This is a genomic window from Amylibacter sp. SFDW26 (genome assembly GCF_009184395.1).
GTDB lineage: Bacteria > Pseudomonadota > Alphaproteobacteria > Rhodobacterales > Rhodobacteraceae > Amylibacter.
Genome location: NZ_WEIC01000001.1, coordinates 174,009 through 198,725, shown reverse-complemented (window position 1 = coordinate 198,725; position 24,717 = coordinate 174,009). Strand labels below are relative to the sequence as shown.

Below are 24,717 nucleotides of genomic sequence, written 5' to 3'. Positions count from 1 at the left end.
AGAACCCGCCAAAACTCAAGATAGTGTTCGCACCACTAAATAGCAAGGTATTACGATTTAAACTGTTTGAATTAAGTGAGTTTTAAAGTTTAGTAATCATCTTAGAGCCATAAATATGAGGGCTCCATGGTAACACATCCAAATTTCCTAAATGTACACTCCGCAGGCAAACTAAAATGCCCAACCAAAGCAGTAATCATCGGTCGGTTTCCCCCAACACAGAATGCACAGACATTGGAAGCTATGCGCCTATCTTTGTCTTATTTATCCCAATGTGAAGAGTTTCACACAATTACAGGGCTTCCCGCCTCTGATGCACAAATGAAATTTTCCGTAAAGTCACGTGCAAAATTTGCAATGGCGCAGCAAAATATTATCAAATCCATCTCATCTGCACCAAGAACGACCTTGTTTTGCGATATGTTTACCCGACCAACTTTAGCATCAAAAATCAGATATCATCGGTTTCTGGAATATATACGATTAATGCGGTTATTCTGGACTATTCTCATCCAATCAAACGATTTATCTGTTGTACACTCAAACACCAAAAACCATTTCCTAAAGCTGATATTAAAAATTGCAGAATGGAAACGGAAGCGCCCAATACATTCACTAAAAACGACAGGGGCTGCCCAACGTCTCATTAAGCGTGCGAACCACCCTATTCTAGCGCCTTTTGAATTAAGCACCGCAATCGAAAAGTTACATGCACACAGCATAGAAAATCTGCCTAAAGCACCCCCCGTTGTTCCCTCAAGCTTAAGTATTTATGGCCTCTCAAACAGCCCAACCGGCCTTGGTCAAAATGCACGTATGAGTGCACAGTGTTTTCAAAAACTCGGGCTTGCGCCCTGTATGATCGATGTCGAAGCCATGAAATGGCAGCAAAACCTAGCCAGCCCAAATGCACTAACTCACCCTGTACATCTCCATCATTTAAATGCAGATCGCGTAAAGCCAATGGATCAAACAGCTTATAATATAGGTTTTTTATTGTGGGAATTTCAGGCTTTACCAAAAGAGCACGTCACAGGAATATCTGCTATGGATGAAATCTGGACACCCTCAAAATTTGTAACAGATATTTATCGAAAGCAAACAGACAATCCCGTAATCACTATGAAAAAAGGGATAGAACCACTTGCTCAAATTAAATCGCGCGCAAATCCAAAGAAATTTACACTTTTAAATGCCTTTGACTTCCATTCATCTGTAGAGCGTAAAAATCCTTTAGCCTCTGCGCATGGCTTCCAGGTTGCGTTCCCGCAAAAGTCGCACCCAGACTGTCAATTAATTCTCAAAACAACACCAACGGAACCGAAACATTGGGGGGATCCAAACGATCAAATAGGAAAATTACGTGAAATGTCCTCTCTTGATCCCCGTATCATACTGATTGAATCTTTTTGCAGTACATCCCAGTTCCATCAAATGATAGCAGATGCAAGTGCAGTCATTTCCACTCACCGTGCAGAAGGATTCGGATATATTCCAGCCTATGCTCTGCTTTATAACCGCCCTGTCATCACAACAGGTTATGGCGGTGTGACAGATTTTTGCACACCGGCAACAGCAACATTACTACCAACACAACTGATACCAACTGCAAGCAATCATACTATTTTAGAAACGAAAGGAGCGTCATGGGCAGATGTTTCCCCAGATGCGGTCGCAGAGAAAATGCTTTGGGTTTATGAAAACCAAGATGCAGCAGCTGTAAAAGCGCAAAAAGGACAATTACTAATGAAAACGGAATATTCAATGTCTGCACAAGCAGATCGTTACCGCAAGAGACTGATAGATTTAGGCTTTTGGCAACAGAAACACCTACAGAAACCGTTTACTTAACAGCGCGTGCCCGAGCAGCAGCAGCTCGAATTTCTTCGGCAATCTCATCTGCTTCGTCAGGATCAAAATCCAATGGGATTTCCGTTTGACCTGCATCAATGAACAAACGCACCATTCCAGATGATGTTGGCCCAATTTGTAGATTTGCTTCAATTTCTTGTTCTGAATTGATACCCATGATATTCTCCTTGCAGAAAATTACCGCTAACAAGACTATTCGTGAATTTCAAGGCCACTCTGCTCTTGCATTAATGGAAATTGGCAGTTAAATCCCACCGCAGTGCCGGCGTAGCTCAGTAGGTTAGAGCGCTTGATTGTGGATCAAGAGGCCCCCCGTTCGAGCCGGGGCGCTGGTACCATTAAAATCAAAGGCTTAGCACTAACATGCTGAGCCTTTTGTATTTTTAGTCTCTTTTTTATTTAGCGTAGCAGTGGAAACATATGTTCATTAATGGCCTATTCGAGTCACTTCATGAAAGATAAATTAAACTTCAAATTACCAACTAGCTACAAACTCGCACCACATCCGATCCGCAATCTCCAACCCCTCTGGCCCAACAGCGTTAACGTAGATAGCTGTGGTGGTGATGGAAGCATGCCCATCCATTTTTGCAGCATGTTAAGTTGCACACCTGAACGGACAGCACACTTCAGAAACAGATCAGTTACTCATTCTTCCAAACACATAACACCCACGCCCATCCCGTTTGGATTGATACAGTGCGTCATCCGCTTGTTTTAGGATCGTATCGATAGAATGATTAATTGATGTAGTGCTTTGAATAATGCCAATACTCGCACCGACATTGCAACGTTTTTTATCTAAGAATATAGGCCGCTCAACCTTGGATATGATCCGCGCAGCGATCGTGGACAAAACTTCCATATCATGTGCATCTTCAATCACCAAAACAAATTCATCACCGCCCGTACGCACAACAATATCGTTCGGGCGTGTTTCATTTAACAGTATCTCAGCAACCTGTTGTAATACCTTATCGCCAGCATCATGCCCCAAGGTATCATTCACGTTTTTAAAGTGATCCAAATCAATCAGAAACAAAGCAAACCCAGTGTCATTTCTCCTACGCCGCATTCGGTGCATATACCGTTTCAATGCGCGTCTGTTGGACAGCCCAGTTAAAGGATCAGAGTACGCTTTTTCCTCGGCTTCTTCCCATTGACCATTCAACCGTCTGTTTAAACTTTTAGATTCCTCTAATAGCGCCGATTGCACCTCGATCACATACAGCATTTCAACGGAAGGGTCCGCAGGTGAAAAATCAGTACTGTTCAAGTGCCATTTAGAAACCGCCTGTTTTAACGATGTTCCAAATGCGAAATTTATTAACACCCCCGTTTGCCCAGCCACAGGCACCACCACAGCTTTTAATTCAATCGGGTCTATGACTTTTAATTGTGCTGTAAGAGGTTGGGAAAAATGTGTATTTAAATCAGAATGTTCTTGGATATCGCGCGGATATAAAACGCGGATATATTGAAACAGGTTTTGTCCTATAAAATCAGTGTTTTCAGGAAACAGTTTCGCAAAAGTGGGGCCTACATGCGTAATGCCCCCCTCTCCATCCAGCTGTACATGCATAGGTAATAACACATTCAATGTGTTGGTGTCGGATATCCCATTATTCAAATCGTGGGTTGGAAAGGGTAACGCCGCACCCATTAGTGTTTCACCAACTCTAGGTATTTCTCCGAAGACCAATCTTCGCGTAATATTGTGATATTAAAACAATCCTCATCCGCAAATTTCTGAGATTTATGGCAATGTTCGATAGAAACCAATGCCCCATAATCATCTGCCAAAGCCCGTAATAAACCCAATAATGCGGCACCGTACCCACGCTTCTGAAAACGCGTATGCAACGTAAATTGATTTGGCGCATTGGCGATCAACTCCATGGTCGGTATATCCAAATCAGGCACCGCCATTTTCGCACGGTCATAAACAAAGTTCAGCGATTGCAGAAAATCGACATAGTTATTGCCACCAAGTTTCAACAAACGCCGCACGGCACTCAGCGTTTCTTCGGACACCACATATGTTCCAAAATCCTCAAGGATTTCTTCACGTGACCGATTAATCAACGTACTGAAACTTTTCAACAAATCTTCGGTTGTTGCATCATCATAGGTCAACATCGTCTCAAAGTTATAAAACGACAGCTTTGCCTGTTCACATGTTTCCTCCCACACATCAACCCCATGAATATCTCGAATATAACATTGCAAACCTCGATTGATCATTCCATGCACAAGCAATCCTCCTGCGCATGACACTACAGATCAAATATTAACAACTTCTTAGAAATCAGTGGGCGCACCACCCTCATCTTTACGCTTCGCAACAAAGGCACCCAATTCTTCTTTGATCGCTGCATCCATTGGCGGTTCTTCAAATTCTTTGATGATATCTTTCCAGATCTTATTGGCCCGCTCAACGGTCATAACAGACCCATTCAATTCCCATTGTTCGTAATTACTCCAATCCGATAAAAACGGCGAATAAAACGCTGTTTCATACCGTTCTTGCGTATGGTCAATGCCAAAGAAATGACCAGTAGAGCCAACGTCTTTGATCGCCTGTACCGCTATATCTTCCCTATCGGTCGAGGTCAGGATGGGTTCCATATACCTTTGAACTTGCTGCAATAATTCGCAATCAATCACGAACTTCTCAAACGATGCGATCAAGCCGCCTTCCAGCCAGCCCGCCGCATGATACACCACATTCACATTCGATTGCACCGCCGCCCAAACAGAGTTTGCACTTTCCATCATCCCCTGCGCATCGGGCGTGTTAGATGCACAAGCATTGGATGCTCTAAGCGGCAATCCATAAAACCGCGCCATCTGGCCCGACATTTGCGTGGCGCGCATATATTCTGGTGTCCCAAATGCAGGCGCACCTGATTTCATATCCACATTAGATGTGAATGATCCGATCACACATGGCGTACCTGGATTGATATATTGCAACAATGCAATCGCCGCCAACCCTTCGGCAACAAACTGCGCCACGGCACCTGGCATTGTTACGGGCGCCATTGCCCCTGCCAACGTAAACGGTGTTACGATCACAGGTTGCCCGCGCCGCGCACAGCGCATAGCACCGTCCAGCATTGGATGATCGTGTTTAAGCGGTGAAGTAGAATTAATGTTTGTATACATTCGCGGTGTCGCATCGAATTCTTCATGCGTAAGTCCGCCTGCAATACGCACCATTTCCATCACATCTTCTACGCGTTCCTTACCTAAAGAATAAGCGTGACACACTTTATCCGTCATTGTCAGCTTCGAATATAAGCAATCCAAATGACGAATGGAGGGGTGTATATCCATCGGTTCCACCGGATAGCCACCTGCGAAATGGATGCAATTAAAATACTGCGTCAGCCTGATGAAGTTATCATAATCTTCCATCGTCCCTGTGCGCCGACCCTTATCCAAACACATCGCACTTGGTGGTGAGGACACATTGCCAAACACCATATTGCGACCACCGATTTTGATCTCACGCTCGGGGTTGCGCGGCGTGATCGTAAACTCTGTCGGGCAATGCTTGATCATGTCCATGACCCAAGCGCGATCCATACGAACGTTTTCACCCGTAATCGTACAACCCGCTTCGCGTAACAATTCCAAAGCTTCGGGGTTCAGGAAATCAATACCGATTTCCTCTAAAATCCGCATCGCTCCATTGTGAATGGCTTCCACCCCTTCAGGGCGCAGCGGCTCTGTGGGATTGTCGATGTTAACGACCTGACGCCATGGCATTTGCTCAATCGCTTTTGCATCTGTGCGCCGTGTATTCCCTGCACGTCCACCTGCCCTGCTACGTCTGACCATCTATATCTCCCTTACGGTTTCCTTAAACTGTGGAACCGTTCCGCAAAAAGATACAAAAAGAAAGCGACATCAAAGCGTCGTTTACAGGTGTAAATCTGTCTTTTTTTATGAGTTTCCAAAAAGATGGCTGGGTAAATGCGAAATATCAGGCAAGATCACATCCGCCAAATGCGCAATATCATGATGTTGGGCAGGCCCTGTCAGAACGCCCACATTCATACCCACACCTGCGGCGCGACCCGCTTCTAAATCATGGGTGCTGTCACCCACCATCGCCACCTCATGCGGGGCAATCTGCATTTTTTCGCAAAACCCATGGATCATACCCGCCGCAGGCTTCGAGCCATAGCCGCTGTTAAAGCCGCATATAAAATCGAAATACTGATGCGCTGACACATCGCGCATTTGATTGTGCGCAGAATCTTCAAAGTCGTTCGTTGCAATACCCAGCGCCATGCCACGGCTTTGAAAGCCAGTGAACAGCGCATCCAAATCACACACAGGTTTTGCAGTCGTATCTTGCAATGCATGAAAGGCAATTTCTTCGATTTGCTTGGCATCAAGTTTGGGATGCACACTTGCCAGTAATTCGCATTGTTCATCCACGGCAGAGTTCACAGCCAAAGATCCCACTTTGAAATCTTGCGTATCCCAATCAAAACCAACCATATCGCCAAGAGAACGGCGCAAACCAACATCATCAGGTGCCAAAGCCGTTAGAAAAGACACGCTCCAATCGGCCCAAGTATCGCTAAAGCCAAAAATCGTGCCGTCTTTATCAAATAGAATGCCTTTGATGGATGTCATAGTCCTGTCCCTACCTTAAGGGGCATATGGCCCAGTGCAGGCATTCTGGCAAGTTATTTAAATTAAGGTCTGTTCAGTTTGTCCATATCAATGACGATCCAATGAATGTACGCGCATGCAAATTTCAGACATTTATAATTAAAAGAAACCCTCCCAGAGCTTTCAATCATACTAAATCGAAAAGGATATGACCCTATGTTAAAAGCAATCAAACCTCTCTCGTTTGCTACTACTCTTGCTCTTTGTACATTTGCAACAACACCTGTTTTTGCAGATGGCCACGGAAGTGTTAAAGATAAAATCCAAGCTGTAGATAACGAATTCATGGCAGCCCTAAAAGCAGGCGATGCTGGTCGTCTTGCAGGTGTTTACACAAAAGACGGCCAAGCATTGCAACCAAATGGCCCAGTTGTTTCTGGACAAAAAGACCTAAAGGTTTTCTGGCAAGGTGCCGTTGATGCAGGCGTTGGCAGCGCTGAACTGACAACTGTTGAACTCGAAGAATTCGGCGACAGTGCAGTACAAGTTGGCCAATATGTTCTGAAATCCAAAGCTGGTGATACAATCGACGTAGGCAAGTTGATGATCCTTTGGAAAAAGGAAGACGGCGAATGGCGTTGGCACCGCGATATCTGGAACAGTTCAAACCCAGCGCAATAATATAATTGCAGATCCAAAAAATAGGCGCCAGTTATTATAAAGCAGGTGCTTTTATCAAACTGACTTACTTTGGCGCTTCAAACGCCAAAGTAAGAACAAGGAAATTCCAGACATTAAAATAGCAAGAGACATCCATATTATCCCAGCTTGCTCTAGGTAGACAGTACTACTTTCACTATCGTAGCAACGACCTAACTCGTTGAAACAATCACGCCATTTATAGTATTGAACAAAATAAACGTAGTATAAAAGAGCCGTTAAACCCACGGCTGAGGCTAAAATAACTTTTCTTGTCATGTTTTTCATACCCCAAGGGTTACTCTAGCGATAACACGCCAATATTTATATCGAATATCCGTCTTGCCTGAAACAGATACCTATTCAGTGTTTAAAGTTTTTTGAAGCTCTTGCGACGAAAAAATTAACAAAAAGCCTAACCAAACGATGCCAATTGCGTAAATTAAGGAAACAAAAACGCTCAGCATTTGTACAATATTCGGAAGCAACGGCCATACGCCAACCAATATCGCACCCGTTATAACAAACCAAATTGGTGTCGCTTTAAATATCTGTGCTCTTAGCAAAGCTCCCCCCAGAAACAAATGTCCTAGAACAAATGAAAACGCGCCGGAGAAAAACACAGTTTTCAACTTCACATCTTTGGGGTCTGAACCAGGCCCAAATCCAAACGCCTCTATGAACTCTGGATGTTCAAGCGCAACCATGGGGTAAATGAATCCAGACCAATACAGTTTTCCGATATATAAACTCAAACTAAAGCTCGTGATCAAGAAACCAGCGAGACCAAGTTTGCCCAGTTTTTCTGAACATGAAAAATAAAGCCCCGTCAAACCAATGCTATTGGCGAGAAGGCTAGTCATTATCAACAAATGCCCAACCATCCACATCACTTGATTTTGTGACGTCGCATCATGTGGGTGGATTAAAAAACCAAGCGTTGCGAAAACACCAGTTCCGATTAAGCAAAACCCTGAAATTCTTTCAATGTTGGTTTTGTTCTGCTTCATACGGATAGTATCCCTAAAGTTATAGTAAGTTCTACCCTAGTTAAATTTTCTGCAACTACAATGGTAGGCTGCAAACCAACGTTTTAACACACCCCAATGCGCCCTATTCTTATGTCCAATTCGGCAAGTCGCCCCCTGGCAGTGCCATGCGTATATATTGTACTTTTTCATAAGCTAGGTTCTGAGCGTCGCAATACCCACGCACCCATTCGTCATCCATTAGGATGAAATCCATAACAGATGCCAGAAACTCAGGATCACCACCACGTGTGCGGACATCTTCAAGGCTCGATCCCGTTGCCCCTAAAAACGTCATTAATAGATCGTCTTGATTGGATAGCCATCCCAGCGCTTGGATGGCGGCAACTTCGGCTTGGTCTTTGGAATAGCTCATTTGTCTTTGGGACGTTTCTTATCTTTACGAAGCCGTTGCTTCTTTAGGTTCTCTGCAAATTCTGCCCGTTCTACATCCGTCATATCGGTGATAATTTTGACCAATGCAGCCTGAGCATCCTTGGTCACAGAAGTAACGCGTGATCTTTGCTGGGTAAATACCGTATTCAACGCCTCTGGATCAAAGGGCTGTGCGGCAAGGATGTTTTGTATCTCAATCCTAGTCTGATGCATTGCTTCACCACCTGCACGCATTTTGCTGCGGTTCTTCTTAAAATAGGCGCGAACCTCTGATCGTTTACTCTCAGGCATAGCAGATACAAACGCACGCATACCATGGTTCATATGTGAGCCTTTCATGGGACCATGCCCAGATGCCTTTGCCCCGATAATGAGCCCTGCAATCACAAGGTTTGCACCCAATGATACGATCAGCAGATATTTCATCCAGTTTCGCTTTTTAGGTTCCGACATGATTAACCCTCCTGAAACAATGTTTCGATGTCATAAGCCACCGAAAAACTGTCCGTATCAAAAATCTCTACAGTGGTTTGCGCACCGTTTATATAGTTTATATTTTCTGGGTTGGCATAACCCAAATAAATGCCAAAGCATGCGCAAGCTGTTAAGGTACAAATAGCTTTCCAACCGCCAAAGCTGTTCAGTACATCAACCCACCACGGTTGTGTTTGGGCAACTCGTTTTACACGCGTCTGTGTTTCCAAAGCTGCATCAGCCATAACGCGCTCCATAAAGCTTGCGTTTGGGATCGCATCTTGATCTTTCGCCGCATCAAAAAATGCATCCAAATCCATATCGATTTTCTGTTCTGATTTCTGTGTCATCATTCCAGTCCCAAATTTTCTTTCTGATCCAGCAATAGTTTTGCCAATGTTCGTTTCCCGCGTGCAGTTAAGCTTTCCACCGCTTCCACACTGATTTCCATGATCTGAGCGATCTCTGGATTAGACAGCTCGTCTATATGGCGCAATGTGACCGCCAGTTTTTGTCGCTCGGGCAGTTCGTTCATCGCCATTTGTAATGCATCTGCGCGTGCAGCCGTTGTCATTGTTTCAAGTGCGGAGGGAGCATCATCTATAGACTGGGGAGCATCTTCCAATGCCACCCCCCGCTTTTTGCGCAGTCTGTCTGTGCACAAATTACTTGTTACGCGGTAAAGCCATGTGGAAACTTTTGCTTCGCCGTTACGCCAATCTGGTGCAATGCGCCATAAACGCAGCATTGCTTCTTGGGCAACATCTTCGGCCTCGGTTGCATCCCAGAGTAACCTTTTGGACAAGGACAGCACACGGGGTGCATGGCGAAAGGTCAACATACGCGCGGCGTCTTGGTCACCGTTTGCATAGAGCACCATCAAAGTGTCATCACTGACATCGTTCATTGCATCCAAAGCCATCATTCCTCAGCTTTAACTTCGCCCAAGTTTAAGTGCAATGCAGGCCAGTCGTACCAGCCTGCACCAAGGTTTAGCCTTCTGATTTCTTACGGTGCTTTTTCTTCATAGCATCGACTTCGATTTTAGAGATCTTGCCATCTTTATCCGCGTCCAGCTTTTCAAACATACGTTCGCTGTGTTTTGGCAATTCTGCTTGGGTCAATTTACCGTCTTTGTTGGTGTCAAATTTACCCATCATGCGGTTCAGACGTTTTTCGATTTTATCTGCACTATATGTTTTGCCAGTCTTCTCTTGGCGTTCTTTCAAACGTGCTTCCATTTTTACTTTCAACTCGTCCTTAGTCAAAGCACCATCAGCGTTTACATCAGCGCTGGTAAAACGTGCATTGTGATGTGTTGTCAGTTCTGCCTGTGTGATAAATCCATCTGCATCTGCGTCTACTTTTTCAAAGTTAAACATGCCACGCATACTGTGTTTACCTGCTGCATGAGCACCGACTGTTGCGACACTGACTATACCAATGGCTGCAACGCCCAGAACAACTGATTTTGTAAACTTATTCATAATTAGCTCCTATAAAGATCAAGCAGAATTCAACCTGCTTACATATAGAGATACGGGTGGGCTCAGAGTTTCCGTCGCTTAACACAAAATTAATTTGCGACATCCCGCCGCGAGGCAGCTTGTCATAGTTTAAAATGCACGCTGGTATACTATCTAATATGCATGACCCTAACGAAGCCTCTACTGACATGACTGATGATCGCGAAATGAAAACAGCCCTTGTACGCGGCTGGAAAGGTGTATGCCCAAATTGCGGCTCTGGCCCGATCATGAAGGGCTATCTGACTGTGCATAAAAATTGTGCTGTCTGCTCAGAAGAGTTGCATCATCACCGTGCTGATGATGGGCCTGCTTATGTGACGATCCTGATCTGCGGTCATATCTTGGCACCGCTTATGATGATGTCATTCGAAATCTTTCGCCCTGATCCCATTATACTGGGTCTTGTTTTTTGTTTGTTTTTTGTGGCGTTAGCATTGTTTCTATTACCACGGATAAAAGGGGCATTCATAGGGCTTCAATGGGCAAAACGGATGCATGGATTCGCAAATAACAGCATCACAACCCCTGCAGAATAGTAGTTTCTGAATTTCGAAGGTAATATCCATGAAATCGAAAATTACGTTTACTTATTTAATTTCAAATACTTATACAAAAAACCCCCACTTTACACGTCGCAAACGAACTTCAAAGCGGTAAAATTCCATTGGCAAGATGACCTTTCATCTGAAAGGATTGCGATGTTGGAATCACCTACACCTTATAAGCAGCTTGTTAATCTTGCATGTTTACAGAGACGGTGATCACCAAAATTGCCGCAAAATATGCGGCTCACCACAGGGAGACTAAAATAATGAAATTTACAAAAACTCTTACAGCAATGGCTGTTGCTCTAACTGCAACAACTGGTGCTGCATCTGCTTTGGATGAACTAACAGTTGCTTACTTCTTGGAATGGCCAACACCAAACCAATTCGCACAAGCAAATGACATCTACACAAAAGAACTAGGTATTCCAGTAAAATTCGTATCATTCGATGCGGGTACTGCAATGTCAGCTGCAATGGCATCTGGTGACGTACACATCTCTTTCTCACAAGGTGTGACACCTTTCCTAGTAGCAACAGCTGCTGGCCAAGATTTGCAAGTTGTGGACATCGCTGTTTCTTACTCTGACAACGACAATTGTGTTGTACGTTCAGAACTAGAAATCGACAAAACAAACGTTGGCGATCTTAAAGGTAAGAAAGTTGCGGTTCCTCTAGGTACAGCTGCTCACTCTGGCTTCTTGGCTCAAATGAAGCACTTCGGTGTTGATGAAGCTGATCTAACAATCGTTGACATGGCACCATCTGATTCAGCTGCTGCATTCGGCCAGCCAGACACAGACCTTGCAATGGTTTGTGGTTGGGGTGGTTCACTTCGCACAATGAAACAGCACGGCAACGTGTTGATCGAAGGTGCTGAAAAAGAAGCTGTGGTTGGTAAAGTGTTTGATGTGACATCAATCCCAACAGCTTTCGGTGAAGAAAACGGCGAACTTCTTTCAAAATTCTTGAAAGTAACTGCTGACATGAACGCTAAATATGCTGCAGATCGTGCACCTATGATGGCTGACATTTCAAAAGCTGCTGGTATGGATATAGAAGGCACAACAGCTGTTCTTGACGTATTTGCATTCCCAACAGTGGAAGCTCAATTGTCAGACGCTTGGTTGGGTGGCTTTGTTGCTCAATACCTAACAGATTCAGCTGCTGCACTAGAAGCAAGCGGCAAAATCAAAGCGCTTTCTGATTACAACGCAGTGATCAACACAAGCTTCCTAGAAGCCGCTAAGTAATAGTTTCCTAACCACTAGGAAATGATTTAGGCGCAGCCCTCTATATTGGTAGGGCTGCGCTACTCTTTAAAACTCATAAGAAACGGATTATTTATGTCGGGGTTACTCATAAATGATGTTTCAATGACTTTCGAGTTGCCGAATGGTGGCAAAGTAGAAGCTCTTAAAAACATCAATCTAGATATCAAAGAAGGGGAACTGATGTCAGTTCTTGGCCCTTCTGGGTGTGGTAAATCAACTTTACTCAATATTCTTGCAGGTTTTTTAGCACCAACAGAAGGTACTATGACACTTGCAGGCGATCAAATTTTAGCACCAGGCCCAGAACGTGGCATGGTATTCCAGCACGGCGCTTTGTTTGAATGGATGAACGTATCCAAGAACATCGGTTTTGGTCCTAAGATGAAGGGCGTGCCACAAGCGGAAATCGATGCAAAAGTTGAAGAACTGTTGGACATCGTTGGCTTGCAGGAATTCGGCGAAAAAATGATCTACGAAATGTCAGGTGGTATGCAACAACGTGTGGCCTTGGCCCGTTGCCTTGCAAACGAACCTGATGTGATCCTTATGGACGAACCGCTGGGTGCTTTGGACGCGCTAACACGTGAAAAAATGCAAAGCTTGGTTTTGGACATTTGGAAGAAAACTGGCAAAACAATCATTCTAATCACACACTCCGTGGAAGAAGCATTGTTATTGGGTGAACGCCTGTTGGTTATGGCGCCGCGTCCTGGTCGTGTACACAAAGAATACACATTGCCATTCGCTGAATTGGGTGTGGGTGCTGATCTGCGTGAAGTCAAACGTCACAAAGATTTCGGCAAGACACGCGATGAAATCCTGAACATGATTTGGGATATGGAAGAAGAAATCATGGGCCGGACGGAGAACGCATAATGTTACAAGAAATCATTACCACATTAGGCACAACATTCTGGATGATCCTTGGTATCTTGGGCATCTTCGCAATCTATCTAGCCGTCAGTGGCGTCTGTAGTATTGTCTATAACATGTATATGCGCGGCAAAGATGCAGCTCGCGGTTATACCAGCTTGAAAACAGTGACATTCGGCGACGAAAGTGCTGTCACAGGCAATCGTGCAGCATCCGTTGCTGCAGTTGTGACATTGTTCCTTTTCTGGGGCATTGCAACAGGCTCTAAACTTTTACCACCGATCCTACCTGGACCCTTCGTTGGCGATTCATCTTTTTCTTACACAGCAACAAACGCTGCAGGCCAAACGGCTGATGCAACAGTTTATGTCCGTGTACATGAAGCTGCGAATAAAGAAGCAACGAAACCTGAGTTTACAGAAACAGCAACTGGCTTTGCAAAATCTGATGCACTCGTTGTTCCAGAACGCCGGACTAAAATCATCAAAGTTCAAAGTAATGATGATGGCGGTACAGAAGAAGGCTTCAAAGTTACAGCCGTAAATGGCCAAGAAATTGCACCAAACCAAGCCGTTGCAATTGATGCTGGCGAAGTCTTTATGACACGCAAAGGCAGCTTGTCTGTACGTCCTGCGTCAGGTCTGACAATGGAAGCATTGTACCTGCCACCACCTGAGCAAGCCTGGAAGCGCTTCCTAAACGTTTGGGAAAATGGTTACCTTGGCGTTGGTCTATGGGAAAACGTAACATGGTCTTTGATCCGTGTTGTATTCGGTTTCGCATTGGGCTGTCTGTTCGGTATTCCTTTGGGCTTTGCGATGGGTCTAAACTCATGGCTGCGCGGTTGGTTTGAGCCAATCGTTGAGTTCATGCGTCCAGTGCCACCATTGGCATTGATCCCGCTGATCATCATTTGGTTCGGTATCGGTGAGCAAGGTAAAATCAGTCTTCTGTTCCTAGCGGCACTTTGGATTATGACCATTGCGGCACGTGCGGGTGTATCTGGTGTGAACATCGCCAAAATCCACGCGGCTTACTCGTTAGGGGCGACCAAGAAACAGATCCTATCGAAAGTGATCTTGCCAAACTCTCTACCTGAGATTTTCACAGGTGCGCGTGTGGCGATGGGTGTTTGTTGGGGTACTGTTGTTGCGGCCGAATTGGTTGCGGCGGAAAAAGGTGCAGGTAAAATGATTATCGCTGCGTCAAAGTTCCAACTTACAGACATCGTGATCATCGGTATTATCATCATTGGTATCATCGGCTACGGCATCGACGTTCTGATGCGTATGGCTGAAAACAAACTCGTTCCTTGGAAAGGTCGCGGATAACAATGACATCCCCGTTTTTAACAACTTCAAAGGCCGTCTCACCAGACGGCCTTTTATCTTTGGCGAAACAAGCAAATACACCACGCGTAGCGATTGCACGCGCAGGGGCTGCTTTGCCAATGGAGGCAGCGAAAGCTGCAACTGATGCAGGCATCATGACACCCATCTTCACAGGTGAGGCGGATATGATTAAGGCTGAGGCAGACAAATTAGGCTGGGACATTTCCAGCTATGAAATTATTGCGGCGATCGGCGAAGAAGCTTCTGGCATGGCCGCAGCACAGGCGTGCGGCGAAGGTCGTGCAGACGTTTTGATGAAGGGTCAGTTGCACACAGACGTCTTTATGAAGTCCGCCCTGTCCCGCGACAACGGCCTGCGCACAGGCAACCGTTTGGTGCATGTGTTCCACATCTCGCACCCTGATGGCGGCAAGCCGATTTTGATCTCGGATGCAGCGGTTAACGTGAACCCAGATTTGGAAACACGTAAATCAGCGATCACATCCTGTGTGGATTTGTTGCGCAAACTTGGCACAGACGAGCCAAAAGTGGCGATGCTGTCAGCGACCGAAAGCGTATTGCCAGCCGTGCCATCATCCGGCGAAGGTCGCGAGCTGCGCGATTGGGCACGCGAGACTATCGAGGGTGCGCATTTCTCTGGTCCTTTGGCACTAGACTTGATCCTGTCACCAGAATCCGTAGCGATCAAAGGCTTGCAGGATGACCCCGTGGCAGGCAACGCCGATGCCATCATCGTTCCAGATATCGTCAGCGGCAACGCCTTATTCAAATCACTGGTCTACCTATCAGGCGGCTGCGCGGCAGGCGTTGTGATGGGAGCTAAGGTGCCAATATTGCTGACAAGCCGCGCAGACCCTGCGGCAGCACGTTTGGCGTCAGTGGCTTTGGCAGCTATTTTAAGTGAATGATAAATATGGTGCGTGGCAATCACGTACCATAATAAGGCCAAAAAACGGTAAATTATATATGTGATGTTAGGGGCTTATAATCAATGATTACCAATGAAGAAGCCCGTCAGCTTGCTGAAGATTACCTGAAAGAAGATGGGACTGAATTTTATTATAAATTTGTTGGTGTCAAAAAATCGATGCGTGAAAAAGACATTGTTTATGTACAATTTCTATGGAGCAGTGAGCCAAATAACTTTACTAATGATGGGCCAATTTTTATTGATGTCGACACAAATACAAGAAAAGTAATTTCAGAGAAACCTTGAACAACTACGTAAAGTAAAATTACAAAACACAACTCTTGCCCCGTCTGCCCTATCTGGCTGGCGGGGTTTTGCGTTTTATAGGGTTTGTACATTGTAAGAAGGTGGCGCCACCTATGTGTGGATATGAAGCCGAACAGGGTTGAAAGCCCTGCACCTATTCTAACGTTGTTTCGGTGATTCCACATTTGACGCTGTTACCCGCCCTTTGGAACCTCTGAACCACTTTTGTCGACGGGGATGTTATACCCTGCAAAGTGTTAATGCAGGATTAGACCTGCGTACGCTGCCCAATCTGCACCCAAAAATGAGACTTCTCTTTCACAAAACCCGAAAGGAGTTTTACGCAACCCGAACGACAAATCCATTTTACCTTTCAAGTGGCAGAAAAACCGATTTTAGGTATAGTCCCCGCTAAGGGAGACCTAGCTAATGAATCACCACCAGCCAGATTTAGATACTTCACCAGAAGTGTCAGACGAAATTCGTAAAACCACTTGTTATATGTGTGCCTGTCGTTGCGGCATCAATGTGCACATGAAAGATGGTAAAGTTAAATACATCGAGGGCAACCGCGACCACCCGATCAATAAAGGTGTGCTTTGTGCCAAAGGCTCTGCCGGCATCATGCAACACTATTCCCCTGCCCGCCTGAAAGCGCCGATGAAGCGCGTTGGTGAGCGTGGCGAGGGCAAGTTTGAAGAGATCAGCTGGGACGAAGCGTATGAGATCGCAACAAAGTGGCTAAAACCACTGCGCGAAAAGGCCCCTGAGAAATTAGCCTTCTTTACAGGCCGTGACCAATCGCAATCATTGACCAGCATGTGGGCACAAAACTTTGGTACCCCAAACTATGCGGCACACGGCGGGTTCTGTTCTGTGAATATGGCTGCTGCTGGTATTTACACCATGGGCGGCGCATTCTGGGAATTTGGTGCACCTGATTGGGAACGCACAAAAATGTTCATGATCTTTGGTGTTGCCGAAGATCACGACAGTAACCCGATTAAAATGGGTCTGTCTAAGCTGAAAGAACGTGGCGCAAAAATCGTTGGCGTGAACCCTGTACGTTCTGGTTATAATGCGATTGCTGATGAATGGGTGGGTATCACACCAGGAACTGACGGTTTGTTTGTTCTGTCTATGATCCACGTGTTGTTGAAAGCTGGTAAAGTCGATCTTGAATATCTGATGCGTTATACAAACGCACCGATGTTGGTGAACATGGATCCAGCATCTGACGAGCACGGCTTGTTGTTGCGCGATGCCAAAGGCGAATTCATGGTTGCAGACCGTAAAACTGGCAAGCCAGTTTCTGCAACAAAGAAAGGCGTTAAGCCTGCGTTCACAGGTGAAGTGACACACAAAGGCACGAAATACACGCCAGTGTTCCAACTGATGACAGAGAAATATCTGTCAGAAGATTATGCACCAGAAGCCGTGGCAGAACGTTGTGGCATTTCAGCGGAAACAATCCGCCGTTTGGCAGCAGAGCTTGCGCACACAGCGTTTGAAGAAGAGATCGTTCTGGACCAGCCTTGGACAGACTGGCGCGGCGTTAAGCATGACAAGATGATTGGTCGCCCAGTGTCATTCCATGGGATGCGCGGAATTTCAGCGCACTCTAACGGGTTCCAAACCTGTCGCGCCATTCACTTGCTTCAAATCATTTTGGGCTCTGTAGAGGTTCCAGGCGGTTACCGCTTTAAGCCACCTTACCCGAAATCAGTGGATATTCACCCAACACCGCATTCGATGGTAACACCAGGTGGTCCATTGAACGGCCCACATCTTGGGTTCCCTCGCGGTCCAGAAGATTTGGCGTTGGATGCAACAGGCAAACCAATTCGTATCGACAAAGCATTCACATGGGAAAACCCAATGTCTGCACACGGCATGATGCATATGGTTATTTCCAATGCGCATGCGGGTGATCCGTATAAGATCGACACATTGTTCATGTATATGGCGAACATGTCATGGAACTCTTCCATGAACTCTCGCGGTGTGATGGATATGTTGACGGATAAGAACGAAGACGGTGGTTATGTGATCCCACATATCATCTATTCTGATGCCTATTCATCCGAAATGGTGGCATATGCCGATTTGATCTTCCCAGACACAACATATCTGGAACGTCACGACTGTATTTCCCTGCTGGATCGTCCGATTTCTGAACCAGAAGCGATGTGTGACAGTATCCGTTGGCCAGTTGTTGAACCTGACCGCGATGTGCGCGGGTTCCAAACAGTTGTGATCCAATTGGGTGCAAAACTTGGCCTACCTGGTTTCGTTGATGAAAACGGCGATGCGCTTTACAAAGACTACGCGGATTACATGGTAAACCACCAACGTCGTCCCGGTGTTGGCCCATTGGCAGGCTGGCGCGGTAAAGACGGCAGCGGCTCTGGTCGTGGTGAACCTAACCCTGAGCAGCTGGATAAATACATCGAAAACGGCGGCTTCTACATGGATCACATTCCGGAAGACGCAATGTTCTTTAAACCATGGAACAAAGCCTACCAAGATTGGGCTGTGGAACGTGGTTTGTTCGACAAACCATCACCGTATTTGTTCAACCTATATGTTGAACCTATGGCAAAGTTCCGTTTGGCAGCAGAAGGCAAAGGCGACATTCAACCGCCAGAGCATTTGCGTGAACAACTTCTGACATGCATGGACCCGTTCCCAACATGGTGGCAACCGTTTGAAGAGCAAGGCGTAAATTGTGATGAATATCCATTGCACGCGCTGACACAACGTCCTGCTGCGATGTACCACTCTTGGGGATCACAGAACGCATGGTTGCGCCAAATCCACGGCACAAACCCATTGTATGTCTCTGGTGACGTGTTCGAAAAGCATGGCTTTAACGAAGGGGATTGGGCGTATCTGACATCTCATCACGGCAAAATCAAAGTGCCAGTGGTGCGTATGGATGCACTGAACCCAAAAACGGTTTGGACATGGAATGCGATCGGCAAACGTAAAGGCGCATGGGCATTGGATGAAAATGCACCAGAGGCCACAAAAGGCTTCTTGTTGAACCACTTGATCCACGAATTGCTGCCACCAAAAGGTGACGGTCTGCGGTGGTCAAACTCTGATCCGATCACAGGTCAAGCCGCTTGGTATGACTTGCGTGTTAAAATTGAAAAAGCGCCAGCCGAAGACCAAGTCAGCCAGCCTAGCATGCCTGCACAAACGTCTCCTGTTGGACAAGGGCCAAAAGATATCGCCTATGGGGAGGAATTCTAATGACCGCTCTTCCAGCATCAACACCCAAAAAGCTTGGCCTTGCCATCGATTTGGACATTTGCGTGGGCTGCCATGCCTGCGTGATCAACTGTAAAGAATGGAACACATCCAACTACGGTGCACCGCTTGGTGACCAAGACGCTTATGGCGCAAACCCAGTTGGCACATTCTTGAACCGCATTCACACATTCGAAGTGAAAGCCCCTGAGCAACCAGCGCAAACAGTGCACTTTCCAAAGTCCTGTTTGCACTGTGAAGACGCACCTTGTGTGACCGTCTGCCCAACAGGTGCCAGCTATAAACGCGCCGAAGATGGTATCGTTTTGGTGAATGAAAGCGATTGTATCGGTTGTGGTCTGTGTGCATGGGCGTGCCCATACGGTGCCCGTGAATTGGACGCACAAGAAGGGGTAATGAAAAAATGTACCCTGTGTGTGGACCGTATTTACAACGAAAACTTACCAGAAGAAGATCGTGAACCAGCATGTGTGCGTACATGTCCTGCGAATGCACGTCACTTTGGCGATTTCGCTGACCCAGAAAGCAACGTTTCAAAAATGTCCGCAGAACGCGGCGGTTTGGTATTGATGGAAGATCAGGACACAAAACCTGTGAACCGTTACCTACCACCTCGTCCAAAAGCGGACATTCAAACAGATGGCGACATCGATATCCTTGCACCGTTCCTAGAACCTGTTGCAGACACACCTAAAGGCCTACTTGGTTGGCTTGATAAAGCATTGGAGGCTATCTGATATGCATCCCGCACCGTCCGTTATTATTTTCACATGCATTTCTGGCTTGGGCTTTGGTCTGCTGACATTCCTTGGTCTGAACTTTCCTGACGTATCAGGTTGGACAGCCTTTTGGTTCTTCTTTATCGCCTTTGGTTTGGCTGTGGGTGGCTTGGTGTCATCAACATTCCACCTTGGGAATCCACAACGCGCGTGGAAAGCTTTTTCACAATGGCGTACATCATGGTTAAGCCGCGAAGGTGTTTTCGCTGTATTGGCCCTTATGGTTATGGGTCTATACGCCTTATTGGTGATCTTCTTTGACACTAAAATCGCTCCATTGGGTTGGTTGGGCGCTGCATTAAGCTTGATCACTGCGATCTGTACATCCATGATCTATGGCCAAATGAAAACTGTGCCACGCTGGAACATGAGCTCTACACCTGTGCTATACGTGATGTATTCATTGGCTGGTGGCGCCTTGTTAGCCGGTCAAATGACAGCAGCATTGGTTTTGATCGTGTTCCTAACAGGCTTCCAAATCTACGCTTGGATGCAAGGCGACAAACGTTTTGACGAAGCGGGCCACACGATTGAAAGCGCAACAGGTTTGGGCAACTTGGGTAAAGTGCGCTTGTTAGAAAGCCCGCACTCTGGTGAAAACTATCTGACCAAAGAAATGATCCACAAGATCGGCCGTAAGCACGCTATGAAACTGCGCATTATCTCGGCACTGTTCTTGGGTGTTTTACCGATCTTTGTGATGACCTTCATGGAAGTGCACCACATCGGTGCTGCGGTTCTTGTGATCTCTCACATGATCGGCCTGTTCATATCACGCTGGTTGTTCTTTGCAGAAGCAGAACACGTTGTTGGCTTGTACTACGACAAACGCTGATAGGTTCTATATCGTTACCAATTGAACCCCGTCACCCTATTGGTTGGCGGGGTTTTGTTTAAAAACCAACTTGTCAAAGTAGTTTATAGTTAAAACCTTTTCGTAAAGCTTGCATACAGTATTCTAATAGCAACAAAAATAGCTACTGCATCAGTAACTAAACCAACAATGCGAAGCCACACGACTTCATGCCAAAGACCATCTCTAACGGATTGAATTGCTTGCCCAAAAAGTTCATACACTCCCCAAAACCCTAAAATCACGGACAATATAAACAGGCTAAACCAGAAGAAACGTTTTGCTTTCAATAAGCGATTTGCAAGTAAAACGACACCAACAAAAATCAAACACCATTTCAAAAGTACAAACCAGAATGCGGGATGGCTAAGTTGCCATGTAAGTTTTTGAAGCCAAATTGGGTCGCCAACAGTAAAATTAAAGAAAACCATATTCATTCATATCTCCCAAAGCTATAAAATTCATTTATATACTCTGGTTTTGGTTGCAAGCGGTATTCATCCCGCAACTTAATTTCAAAAATAGCTAATACTATTGTCATTCCCAATTACGTGACCCTTCATTGCATTGCTTGCCGCATGATGTCACTTCCCATATAGACATATCAGTCAAACACACTGCGGGAAGAACATTATTATGACACTGGCAACCATTATCGGTCAGCTTTACCGCAAATCCCCTTATTTCATCCGTCGTCCGATTTTTAAGACGATCAAGTTTATCGATGCGCCAGGGCGGTATTTTCGCACCAAAGCAGATGCGAAAATTCCACGTGCGAAGCTGCAAGAACAGCATGTGCAGAACTGTCAGATCGTTTTGAACCGTGCAGCTATGGTTGCAGCATTGCCAAAGGGTGGTATTGCGGCTGAATTGGGTGTGGATAACGGTGCATTTTCGCGTGTGATATTGGACGGTATGAAGCCTTCAAAACTGCACCTCGTCGATGTTTGGGAAAGCGGGCGCTATAACGACGAAAAGTTCCTGAATGTGAAAGCCTTGTTTCAGGTGGATATTGATGCGGATCGTGTTCAAATCACACGCAAATATTCGACAGAAGCTCCGCATGATTTCCCTGATGGGCATTTTGATTTTGTCTATGTGGATACGGATCATTCCTATCAAACCACAGCCGAGGAATTGGCCGTTTGGGCGCCTAAGATGGCCAAAGGTGGTGTGATTGCAGGACATGATTACAAGATGGGCAATTGGAAATCTGCCAATCGGTATGGTGTGATCGAAGCCGTGCATGAGTTCTGTGTGAATGAAGGTTGGGAACTGCTTTACATCACGGCAGATCCCACTGAGAGCCAAAGTTTTGCGATCCGCAAGATTGCTTAGTAAACGGCAAGAACCAGCAATAGAATACTAAACACAATAAGAGCAGCGCCAAACAATTCCCGTTTGGTGCTGCGTTCTTTGAAAAACAAATACGATGCCATAAAGGTGAAAATCAGCTCTATCTGACCCAGAGCTTTCACATATGCTGCATTTTGCAGGGTAAACGCCATAAACCACCCTGCTGACCCCAAGACGCCGCTTAGACCAACCAATGCGGTGACACGCCAAACTTTCAACACCCGAGTGATTTCACCTGGTTCACGCCAACGCAGCCATAAAGCCATGGCGATAGATTGGAAAACGGTCACGAAAGCCAGTGTCAGCATGGCACGGATGATAAAGTCGCCGTCGCTGAGTGATAGCGATGCACCGCGATAACATACAGCGGATACGGCAAAGATTGCCCCTGCCCCAACACCGTAGCCTGATGCTTTGTTAAAGATGCGTTGTTTCCATGTCAGACCTTCGCCTTTGGGCGGGTCGGACAATAGGATGACACCGATCAAGCCTACAAGAATGGCGACGAAGGCACCAAAGGTAATCTTATCGCCCAGCACGACCATGCCTGAGAGTGCCGTCAGCATGGTTTCGGTTTTCTTTAATGTGATGCCTACGGCGAAATTGCGTTCGGCAAAAAGTGCGACCACCAGCATGGTAGCAGTGATCTGTGCCAAACCACCGATGGGCACATAGACCCATGTCATATTCGTGGGTTTTGGTATGTCCCATCCGAACTGAGATAATGCAAACACTGTCAACACCGCAAGAGGTGCTGCAAAGACAAAACGCGCGAATGTGGCGCCACCCGTTGTCAGTTTGGTGGCCTTAAGATGCTTTTGCAGCATAAAGCGCAGGTTCTGCGCGAATGCTGCAAAGATCGTTATGGGGATCCAGAGTTGCATTTAATATGGCATCGGATGCGCTTTATGCGCGGCGGTAATATCGCGCATAACTTCATCGCTTAAAGTGATTTCGGTAGATTTCAACGCCACATCCAATTGTTCCAGTGATGTTGCCCCAAAGATGGATGAGGTCATAAATGGGCGTGTGTTACACCACGCCAAAGCCATTTGCGCCACGTTCAAGCCGTGATCATCCGCAATCTTTTCATAAGCTGCAACTGCATCCCAAACACGCGGCGTAATACGCCCGCCCAAATCAGGGCCGATCGACATGCGTGAGCCTGCTGGCACAACAGTGCCGCCTTTATATTTACCAGTCAGCAAACCGACAGCCAAAGGTGAGAAGGATAGAATGCCCACCTGTTCGTTGTGGCAAAGTTCGGCTAAATCAGTATCCGCCAAACGGCATAGCAGACTGTATTCGTTTTGGATGGATTGCACCCGTGGCAATCCACGTTCCTCAGACACACGCAACCATTGCGCAGTGCCCCATGTGCTTTCGTTGGACAGGCCAAAGTGACGAATTTTACCTGCATCCACCAAGCCTTGCATGGTTTCCAGAACTTCCCCCATATGATCCAAAACTTCGGCTTTGTTTTGGCCTGTAGGGTCATAGTTCCAGTTCTGGCGGAACATATATGACCCACGGTTTGGCCAATGCAGTTGATACAGGTCGATGTAATCCGTTTGTAAGGATTTCAGCGATGCTTCTACAGCTGCATGGATGGTTTCGCGCGAAATAGGCGCGCCATCACGTACGTTCCTGTATCCTGAACCTGATACTTTCGTTGCCAAGATTACATCTTCGCGGCGACCTGTTTTGGCGAACCATTTCCCGATAACGCGTTCTGTATCACCTTGGGTTTCTTTGGTCAGTGGGTTCACAGGATACATTTCTGCTGTATCTATAAAGTTAATCCCATACTCCAATGCCATATCGATTTGTGCGTGGCCTTCATCTGTGGTGTTTTGCGTGCCCCATGTCATGGATCCTAGGCACAATTCACTTACTTTTAGGTCAGTGTTTCCTAAAATATTAAACTTCATAATAATCTCCGTGTTGCGCGCAATTGAGCGGGTTGACGGGGGGAAGTCAACTTGAAACGGCTTTAAGGGGGATCTGCACAATATTGGCTCTTGAAAAATACGTGACACATATCAAGATATAAAGGACCAAAGGATATGTAAGCGTGGATATACGACAAGCAACTCAGGACGACGTGGACGGCATTGTTGCCATTTGGAATGACCTGATCACAAATACCGATGTGACATTTACAACCGATTTAAAAACACGTGACCAAATCAGCGCGGTTTTATTAGACAAAGCCGATCTAGGGCGACCTTTTTTCGTGGCAGAGGATGAAGGTCAGATTATAGGGTTTGCAACCTATGGCAATTTTCGAAATGGCTCTGGGTACGCGCATTCGATGGAACACTCTATTATGTTGGTTCCTGCGGCACAGGGCAAAGGTGCAGGAAAACAGATGATGCAAATTCTTGAAGATCATGCGAAACGCAGTGGTGTTCATACATTTGTCGGCGGGATTAACAGCAACAATAAGCAGTCCATAAAGTTCCATGAAGCCATCGGTTATCAGACCGTTGGCGACATAAAACAGGCGGGTTTTAAATTTGGATGTTGGCACGACTTGGTTTTGATGCAAAAACTCCTGTAA

27 protein-coding genes and 1 tRNA gene are annotated in these 24,717 nt (G+C 46.1%); 14 read left to right on the top strand and 14 right to left on the bottom strand.

What is annotated here, in order from left to right:
* The first annotated feature begins 126 nt into the window (after positions 1-126).
* Positions 127-1,851, top strand: a complete 1,725-nt coding sequence (locus tag F9L33_RS01060) for a glycosyltransferase (RefSeq protein WP_152140887.1) — start codon at positions 127-129, stop codon at positions 1,849-1,851.
* Here F9L33_RS01060 and F9L33_RS01055 read toward each other — a convergent pair.
* Positions 1,844-2,029 (bottom strand): DUF6324 family protein, encoded by a 186-nt coding sequence (locus F9L33_RS01055; RefSeq protein WP_152140886.1) that lies wholly within the window; start codon positions 2,027-2,029, stop codon positions 1,844-1,846. The genes F9L33_RS01060 and F9L33_RS01055 overlap by 8 nt on opposite strands.
* A gap of 104 nt (positions 2,030-2,133) precedes the next feature.
* On the opposite strand from F9L33_RS01055, the gene F9L33_RS01050 reads away from it, so the two are divergent.
* Positions 2,134-2,210 (top strand) — tRNA-His (locus F9L33_RS01050).
* Positions 2,211-2,512: 302 nt separating this feature from the next.
* On the opposite strand, the gene F9L33_RS01045 is transcribed toward F9L33_RS01050, so the two are convergent.
* The 4 genes from F9L33_RS01045 to F9L33_RS01030 all read right to left on the bottom strand — a co-directional run bounded on the left by F9L33_RS01045 (position 2,513) and on the right by F9L33_RS01030 (position 6,525).
* Positions 2,513-3,535 carry a GGDEF domain-containing protein gene (locus tag F9L33_RS01045; protein WP_152140885.1) on the bottom strand — a complete coding sequence of 341 codons (1,023 nt, stop codon included), beginning with the start codon at positions 3,533-3,535 and terminating at the stop codon, positions 2,513-2,515.
* Positions 3,535-4,116, bottom strand: a complete 582-nt coding sequence (locus F9L33_RS01040; protein WP_226803974.1) for a heme NO-binding domain-containing protein — start codon at positions 4,114-4,116, stop codon at positions 3,535-3,537. The genes F9L33_RS01045 and F9L33_RS01040 overlap by 1 nt, the downstream gene beginning before the upstream one ends.
* Positions 4,117-4,173: 57 nt before the next feature.
* Complete coding sequence (locus F9L33_RS01035; protein WP_152140883.1) at positions 4,174-5,718, bottom strand: trimethylamine methyltransferase family protein; 1,545 nt, start codon at positions 5,716-5,718, stop codon at positions 4,174-4,176.
* Between the two features lie 105 nt (positions 5,719-5,823).
* On the bottom strand, positions 5,824-6,525 hold the full coding sequence (locus F9L33_RS01030; RefSeq protein ID WP_152140882.1) for an HAD family hydrolase: 702 nt from the start codon (positions 6,523-6,525) through the stop codon (positions 5,824-5,826).
* Between the two features lie 195 nt (positions 6,526-6,720).
* Between F9L33_RS01030 and F9L33_RS01025 the strand changes: the two genes are divergently transcribed.
* Positions 6,721-7,185, top strand: coding sequence for a DUF4440 domain-containing protein (locus F9L33_RS01025; RefSeq protein ID WP_152140881.1), 465 nt, complete (start codon positions 6,721-6,723; stop codon positions 7,183-7,185).
* Between the two features lie 377 nt (positions 7,186-7,562).
* Here the strand turns inward: F9L33_RS01025 and F9L33_RS01020 are convergent, their stop codons facing one another.
* The 6 genes from F9L33_RS01020 to F9L33_RS00995 all read right to left on the bottom strand — a co-directional run bounded on the left by F9L33_RS01020 (position 7,563) and on the right by F9L33_RS00995 (position 10,588).
* Entirely contained in the window at positions 7,563-8,087 is a 525-nt protein-coding gene (locus F9L33_RS01020; protein WP_152140880.1) for a hypothetical protein, read from the bottom strand.
* Positions 8,088-8,322: 235 nt separating this feature from the next.
* Positions 8,323-8,607: a DUF3572 domain-containing protein gene (locus F9L33_RS01015; RefSeq protein WP_152140879.1), complete on the bottom strand. Its 285-nt coding sequence runs from the start codon at positions 8,605-8,607 to the stop codon at positions 8,323-8,325.
* Positions 8,604-9,080 carry a periplasmic heavy metal sensor gene (locus F9L33_RS01010; RefSeq protein WP_152140878.1) on the bottom strand — a complete coding sequence of 159 codons (477 nt, stop codon included), beginning with the start codon at positions 9,078-9,080 and terminating at the stop codon, positions 8,604-8,606. The genes F9L33_RS01015 and F9L33_RS01010 overlap by 4 nt, the downstream gene beginning before the upstream one ends.
* A gap of 2 nt (positions 9,081-9,082) precedes the next feature.
* Positions 9,083-9,454, bottom strand: coding sequence for a hypothetical protein (locus tag F9L33_RS01005; protein WP_226803875.1), 372 nt, complete (start codon positions 9,452-9,454; stop codon positions 9,083-9,085).
* The gene (locus tag F9L33_RS01000; RefSeq protein WP_193221928.1) at positions 9,451-10,026 is read right to left on the bottom strand and encodes an RNA polymerase sigma factor; all 576 of its coding nucleotides are present in this window, start codon (positions 10,024-10,026) and stop codon (positions 9,451-9,453) included. The genes F9L33_RS01005 and F9L33_RS01000 overlap by 4 nt, the downstream gene beginning before the upstream one ends.
* 67 nt (positions 10,027-10,093) lie before the next feature.
* The gene (locus F9L33_RS00995) at positions 10,094-10,588 is read right to left on the bottom strand and encodes an EF-hand domain-containing protein (protein ID WP_152140876.1); all 495 of its coding nucleotides are present in this window, start codon (positions 10,586-10,588) and stop codon (positions 10,094-10,096) included.
* Between the two features lie 158 nt (positions 10,589-10,746).
* Between F9L33_RS00995 and F9L33_RS00990 the strand changes: the two genes are divergently transcribed.
* From F9L33_RS00990 to F9L33_RS00950, 9 genes are all read left to right on the top strand, one after another.
* A complete protein-coding gene (locus tag F9L33_RS00990; protein ID WP_152140875.1) occupies positions 10,747-11,166 on the top strand; it encodes a DUF983 domain-containing protein in 420 nt (139 codons plus the stop codon).
* A gap of 275 nt (positions 11,167-11,441) precedes the next feature.
* Entirely contained in the window at positions 11,442-12,428 is a 987-nt protein-coding gene (locus F9L33_RS00985; protein WP_152140874.1) for an ABC transporter substrate-binding protein, read from the top strand.
* A gap of 93 nt (positions 12,429-12,521) precedes the next feature.
* Positions 12,522-13,325, top strand: a complete 804-nt coding sequence (locus F9L33_RS00980) for an ABC transporter ATP-binding protein (RefSeq protein WP_152140873.1) — start codon at positions 12,522-12,524, stop codon at positions 13,323-13,325.
* Positions 13,325-14,653, top strand: coding sequence for an ABC transporter permease (locus F9L33_RS00975; RefSeq protein WP_152140872.1), 1,329 nt, complete (start codon positions 13,325-13,327; stop codon positions 14,651-14,653). Before F9L33_RS00980 ends, F9L33_RS00975 begins: the two co-directional genes overlap by 1 nt.
* Positions 14,654-14,655: 2 nt before the next feature.
* Entirely contained in the window at positions 14,656-15,582 is a 927-nt protein-coding gene (locus tag F9L33_RS00970; protein WP_152140871.1) for a phosphate acyltransferase, read from the top strand.
* 83 nt (positions 15,583-15,665) lie between these two features.
* Positions 15,666-15,890 (top strand): hypothetical protein, encoded by a 225-nt coding sequence (locus tag F9L33_RS00965; RefSeq protein WP_152140870.1) that lies wholly within the window; start codon positions 15,666-15,668, stop codon positions 15,888-15,890.
* Between the two features lie 429 nt (positions 15,891-16,319).
* Positions 16,320-19,148 carry a molybdopterin oxidoreductase family protein gene (locus tag F9L33_RS00960; protein WP_152140869.1) on the top strand — a complete coding sequence of 943 codons (2,829 nt, stop codon included), beginning with the start codon at positions 16,320-16,322 and terminating at the stop codon, positions 19,146-19,148.
* The gene (locus tag F9L33_RS00955; protein ID WP_152140868.1) at positions 19,148-19,903 is read left to right on the top strand and encodes a 4Fe-4S dicluster domain-containing protein; all 756 of its coding nucleotides are present in this window, start codon (positions 19,148-19,150) and stop codon (positions 19,901-19,903) included. Before F9L33_RS00960 ends, F9L33_RS00955 begins: the two co-directional genes overlap by 1 nt.
* A gap of 1 nt (position 19,904) precedes the next feature.
* Positions 19,905-20,780 (top strand): DmsC/YnfH family molybdoenzyme membrane anchor subunit, encoded by an 876-nt coding sequence (locus F9L33_RS00950; protein ID WP_152140867.1) that lies wholly within the window; start codon positions 19,905-19,907, stop codon positions 20,778-20,780.
* Between the two features lie 89 nt (positions 20,781-20,869).
* On the opposite strand, the gene F9L33_RS00945 is transcribed toward F9L33_RS00950, so the two are convergent.
* On the bottom strand, positions 20,870-21,235 hold the full coding sequence (locus tag F9L33_RS00945; RefSeq protein WP_152140866.1) for a hypothetical protein: 366 nt from the start codon (positions 21,233-21,235) through the stop codon (positions 20,870-20,872).
* A gap of 199 nt (positions 21,236-21,434) precedes the next feature.
* Here F9L33_RS00945 and F9L33_RS00940 point away from each other — a divergent pair, with 199 nt between their 5' ends.
* Complete coding sequence (locus tag F9L33_RS00940) at positions 21,435-22,136, top strand: class I SAM-dependent methyltransferase (RefSeq protein ID WP_152140865.1); 702 nt, start codon at positions 21,435-21,437, stop codon at positions 22,134-22,136.
* On the opposite strand, the gene F9L33_RS00935 is transcribed toward F9L33_RS00940, so the two are convergent.
* Together F9L33_RS00935 and F9L33_RS00930 are read right to left on the bottom strand one after the other, a co-directional pair.
* On the bottom strand, positions 22,133-23,038 hold the full coding sequence (locus F9L33_RS00935) for a DMT family transporter (protein WP_152140864.1): 906 nt from the start codon (positions 23,036-23,038) through the stop codon (positions 22,133-22,135). The genes F9L33_RS00940 and F9L33_RS00935 overlap by 4 nt on opposite strands.
* The gene (locus F9L33_RS00930) at positions 23,039-24,085 is read right to left on the bottom strand and encodes an aldo/keto reductase (RefSeq protein ID WP_152140863.1); all 1,047 of its coding nucleotides are present in this window, start codon (positions 24,083-24,085) and stop codon (positions 23,039-23,041) included. It lies immediately after the preceding gene.
* 143 nt (positions 24,086-24,228) lie between these two features.
* Here F9L33_RS00930 and F9L33_RS00925 point away from each other — a divergent pair, with 143 nt between their 5' ends.
* Positions 24,229-24,717 carry a GNAT family N-acetyltransferase gene (locus F9L33_RS00925; RefSeq protein ID WP_152140862.1) on the top strand — a complete coding sequence of 163 codons (489 nt, stop codon included), beginning with the start codon at positions 24,229-24,231 and terminating at the stop codon, positions 24,715-24,717.

What these genes read in the sequence shown, in the direction of transcription:
- F9L33_RS01060 (WP_152140887.1), top strand. Translation starts at nt 127, where the DNA reads ATGGTAACACATCCAAATTTCCTAAATGTACACTCCGCAGGCAAACTA.
- F9L33_RS01055 (WP_152140886.1), bottom strand. Translation starts at nt 2,029, where the DNA reads ATGGGTATCAATTCAGAACAAGAAATTGAAGCAAATCTACAAATTGGG.
- F9L33_RS01045 (WP_152140885.1), bottom strand. Translation starts at nt 3,535, where the DNA reads ATGGGTGCGGCGTTACCCTTTCCAACCCACGATTTGAATAATGGGATA.
- F9L33_RS01040 (WP_226803974.1), bottom strand. Translation starts at nt 4,116, where the DNA reads ATGATCAATCGAGGTTTGCAATGTTATATTCGAGATATTCATGGGGTT.
- F9L33_RS01035 (WP_152140883.1), bottom strand. Translation starts at nt 5,718, where the DNA reads ATGGTCAGACGTAGCAGGGCAGGTGGACGTGCAGGGAATACACGGCGC.
- F9L33_RS01030 (WP_152140882.1), bottom strand. Translation starts at nt 6,525, where the DNA reads ATGACATCCATCAAAGGCATTCTATTTGATAAAGACGGCACGATTTTT.
- F9L33_RS01025 (WP_152140881.1), top strand. Translation starts at nt 6,721, where the DNA reads ATGTTAAAAGCAATCAAACCTCTCTCGTTTGCTACTACTCTTGCTCTT.
- F9L33_RS01020 (WP_152140880.1), bottom strand. Translation starts at nt 8,087, where the DNA reads ATGGTTGGGCATTTGTTGATAATGACTAGCCTTCTCGCCAATAGCATT.
- F9L33_RS01015 (WP_152140879.1), bottom strand. Translation starts at nt 8,607, where the DNA reads ATGAGCTATTCCAAAGACCAAGCCGAAGTTGCCGCCATCCAAGCGCTG.
- F9L33_RS01010 (WP_152140878.1), bottom strand. Translation starts at nt 9,080, where the DNA reads ATGTCGGAACCTAAAAAGCGAAACTGGATGAAATATCTGCTGATCGTA.
- F9L33_RS01005 (WP_226803875.1), bottom strand. Translation starts at nt 9,454, where the DNA reads ATGATGACACAGAAATCAGAACAGAAAATCGATATGGATTTGGATGCA.
- F9L33_RS01000 (WP_193221928.1), bottom strand. Translation starts at nt 10,026, where the DNA reads ATGATGGCTTTGGATGCAATGAACGATGTCAGTGATGACACTTTGATG.
- F9L33_RS00995 (WP_152140876.1), bottom strand. Translation starts at nt 10,588, where the DNA reads ATGAATAAGTTTACAAAATCAGTTGTTCTGGGCGTTGCAGCCATTGGT.
- F9L33_RS00990 (WP_152140875.1), top strand. Translation starts at nt 10,747, where the DNA reads ATGCATGACCCTAACGAAGCCTCTACTGACATGACTGATGATCGCGAA.
- F9L33_RS00985 (WP_152140874.1), top strand. Translation starts at nt 11,442, where the DNA reads ATGAAATTTACAAAAACTCTTACAGCAATGGCTGTTGCTCTAACTGCA.
- F9L33_RS00980 (WP_152140873.1), top strand. Translation starts at nt 12,522, where the DNA reads ATGTCGGGGTTACTCATAAATGATGTTTCAATGACTTTCGAGTTGCCG.
- F9L33_RS00975 (WP_152140872.1), top strand. Translation starts at nt 13,325, where the DNA reads ATGTTACAAGAAATCATTACCACATTAGGCACAACATTCTGGATGATC.
- F9L33_RS00970 (WP_152140871.1), top strand. Translation starts at nt 14,656, where the DNA reads ATGACATCCCCGTTTTTAACAACTTCAAAGGCCGTCTCACCAGACGGC.
- F9L33_RS00965 (WP_152140870.1), top strand. Translation starts at nt 15,666, where the DNA reads ATGATTACCAATGAAGAAGCCCGTCAGCTTGCTGAAGATTACCTGAAA.
- F9L33_RS00960 (WP_152140869.1), top strand. Translation starts at nt 16,320, where the DNA reads ATGAATCACCACCAGCCAGATTTAGATACTTCACCAGAAGTGTCAGAC.
- F9L33_RS00955 (WP_152140868.1), top strand. Translation starts at nt 19,148, where the DNA reads ATGACCGCTCTTCCAGCATCAACACCCAAAAAGCTTGGCCTTGCCATC.
- F9L33_RS00950 (WP_152140867.1), top strand. Translation starts at nt 19,905, where the DNA reads ATGCATCCCGCACCGTCCGTTATTATTTTCACATGCATTTCTGGCTTG.
- F9L33_RS00945 (WP_152140866.1), bottom strand. Translation starts at nt 21,235, where the DNA reads ATGAATATGGTTTTCTTTAATTTTACTGTTGGCGACCCAATTTGGCTT.
- F9L33_RS00940 (WP_152140865.1), top strand. Translation starts at nt 21,435, where the DNA reads ATGACACTGGCAACCATTATCGGTCAGCTTTACCGCAAATCCCCTTAT.
- F9L33_RS00935 (WP_152140864.1), bottom strand. Translation starts at nt 23,038, where the DNA reads ATGCAACTCTGGATCCCCATAACGATCTTTGCAGCATTCGCGCAGAAC.
- F9L33_RS00930 (WP_152140863.1), bottom strand. Translation starts at nt 24,085, where the DNA reads ATGAAGTTTAATATTTTAGGAAACACTGACCTAAAAGTAAGTGAATTG.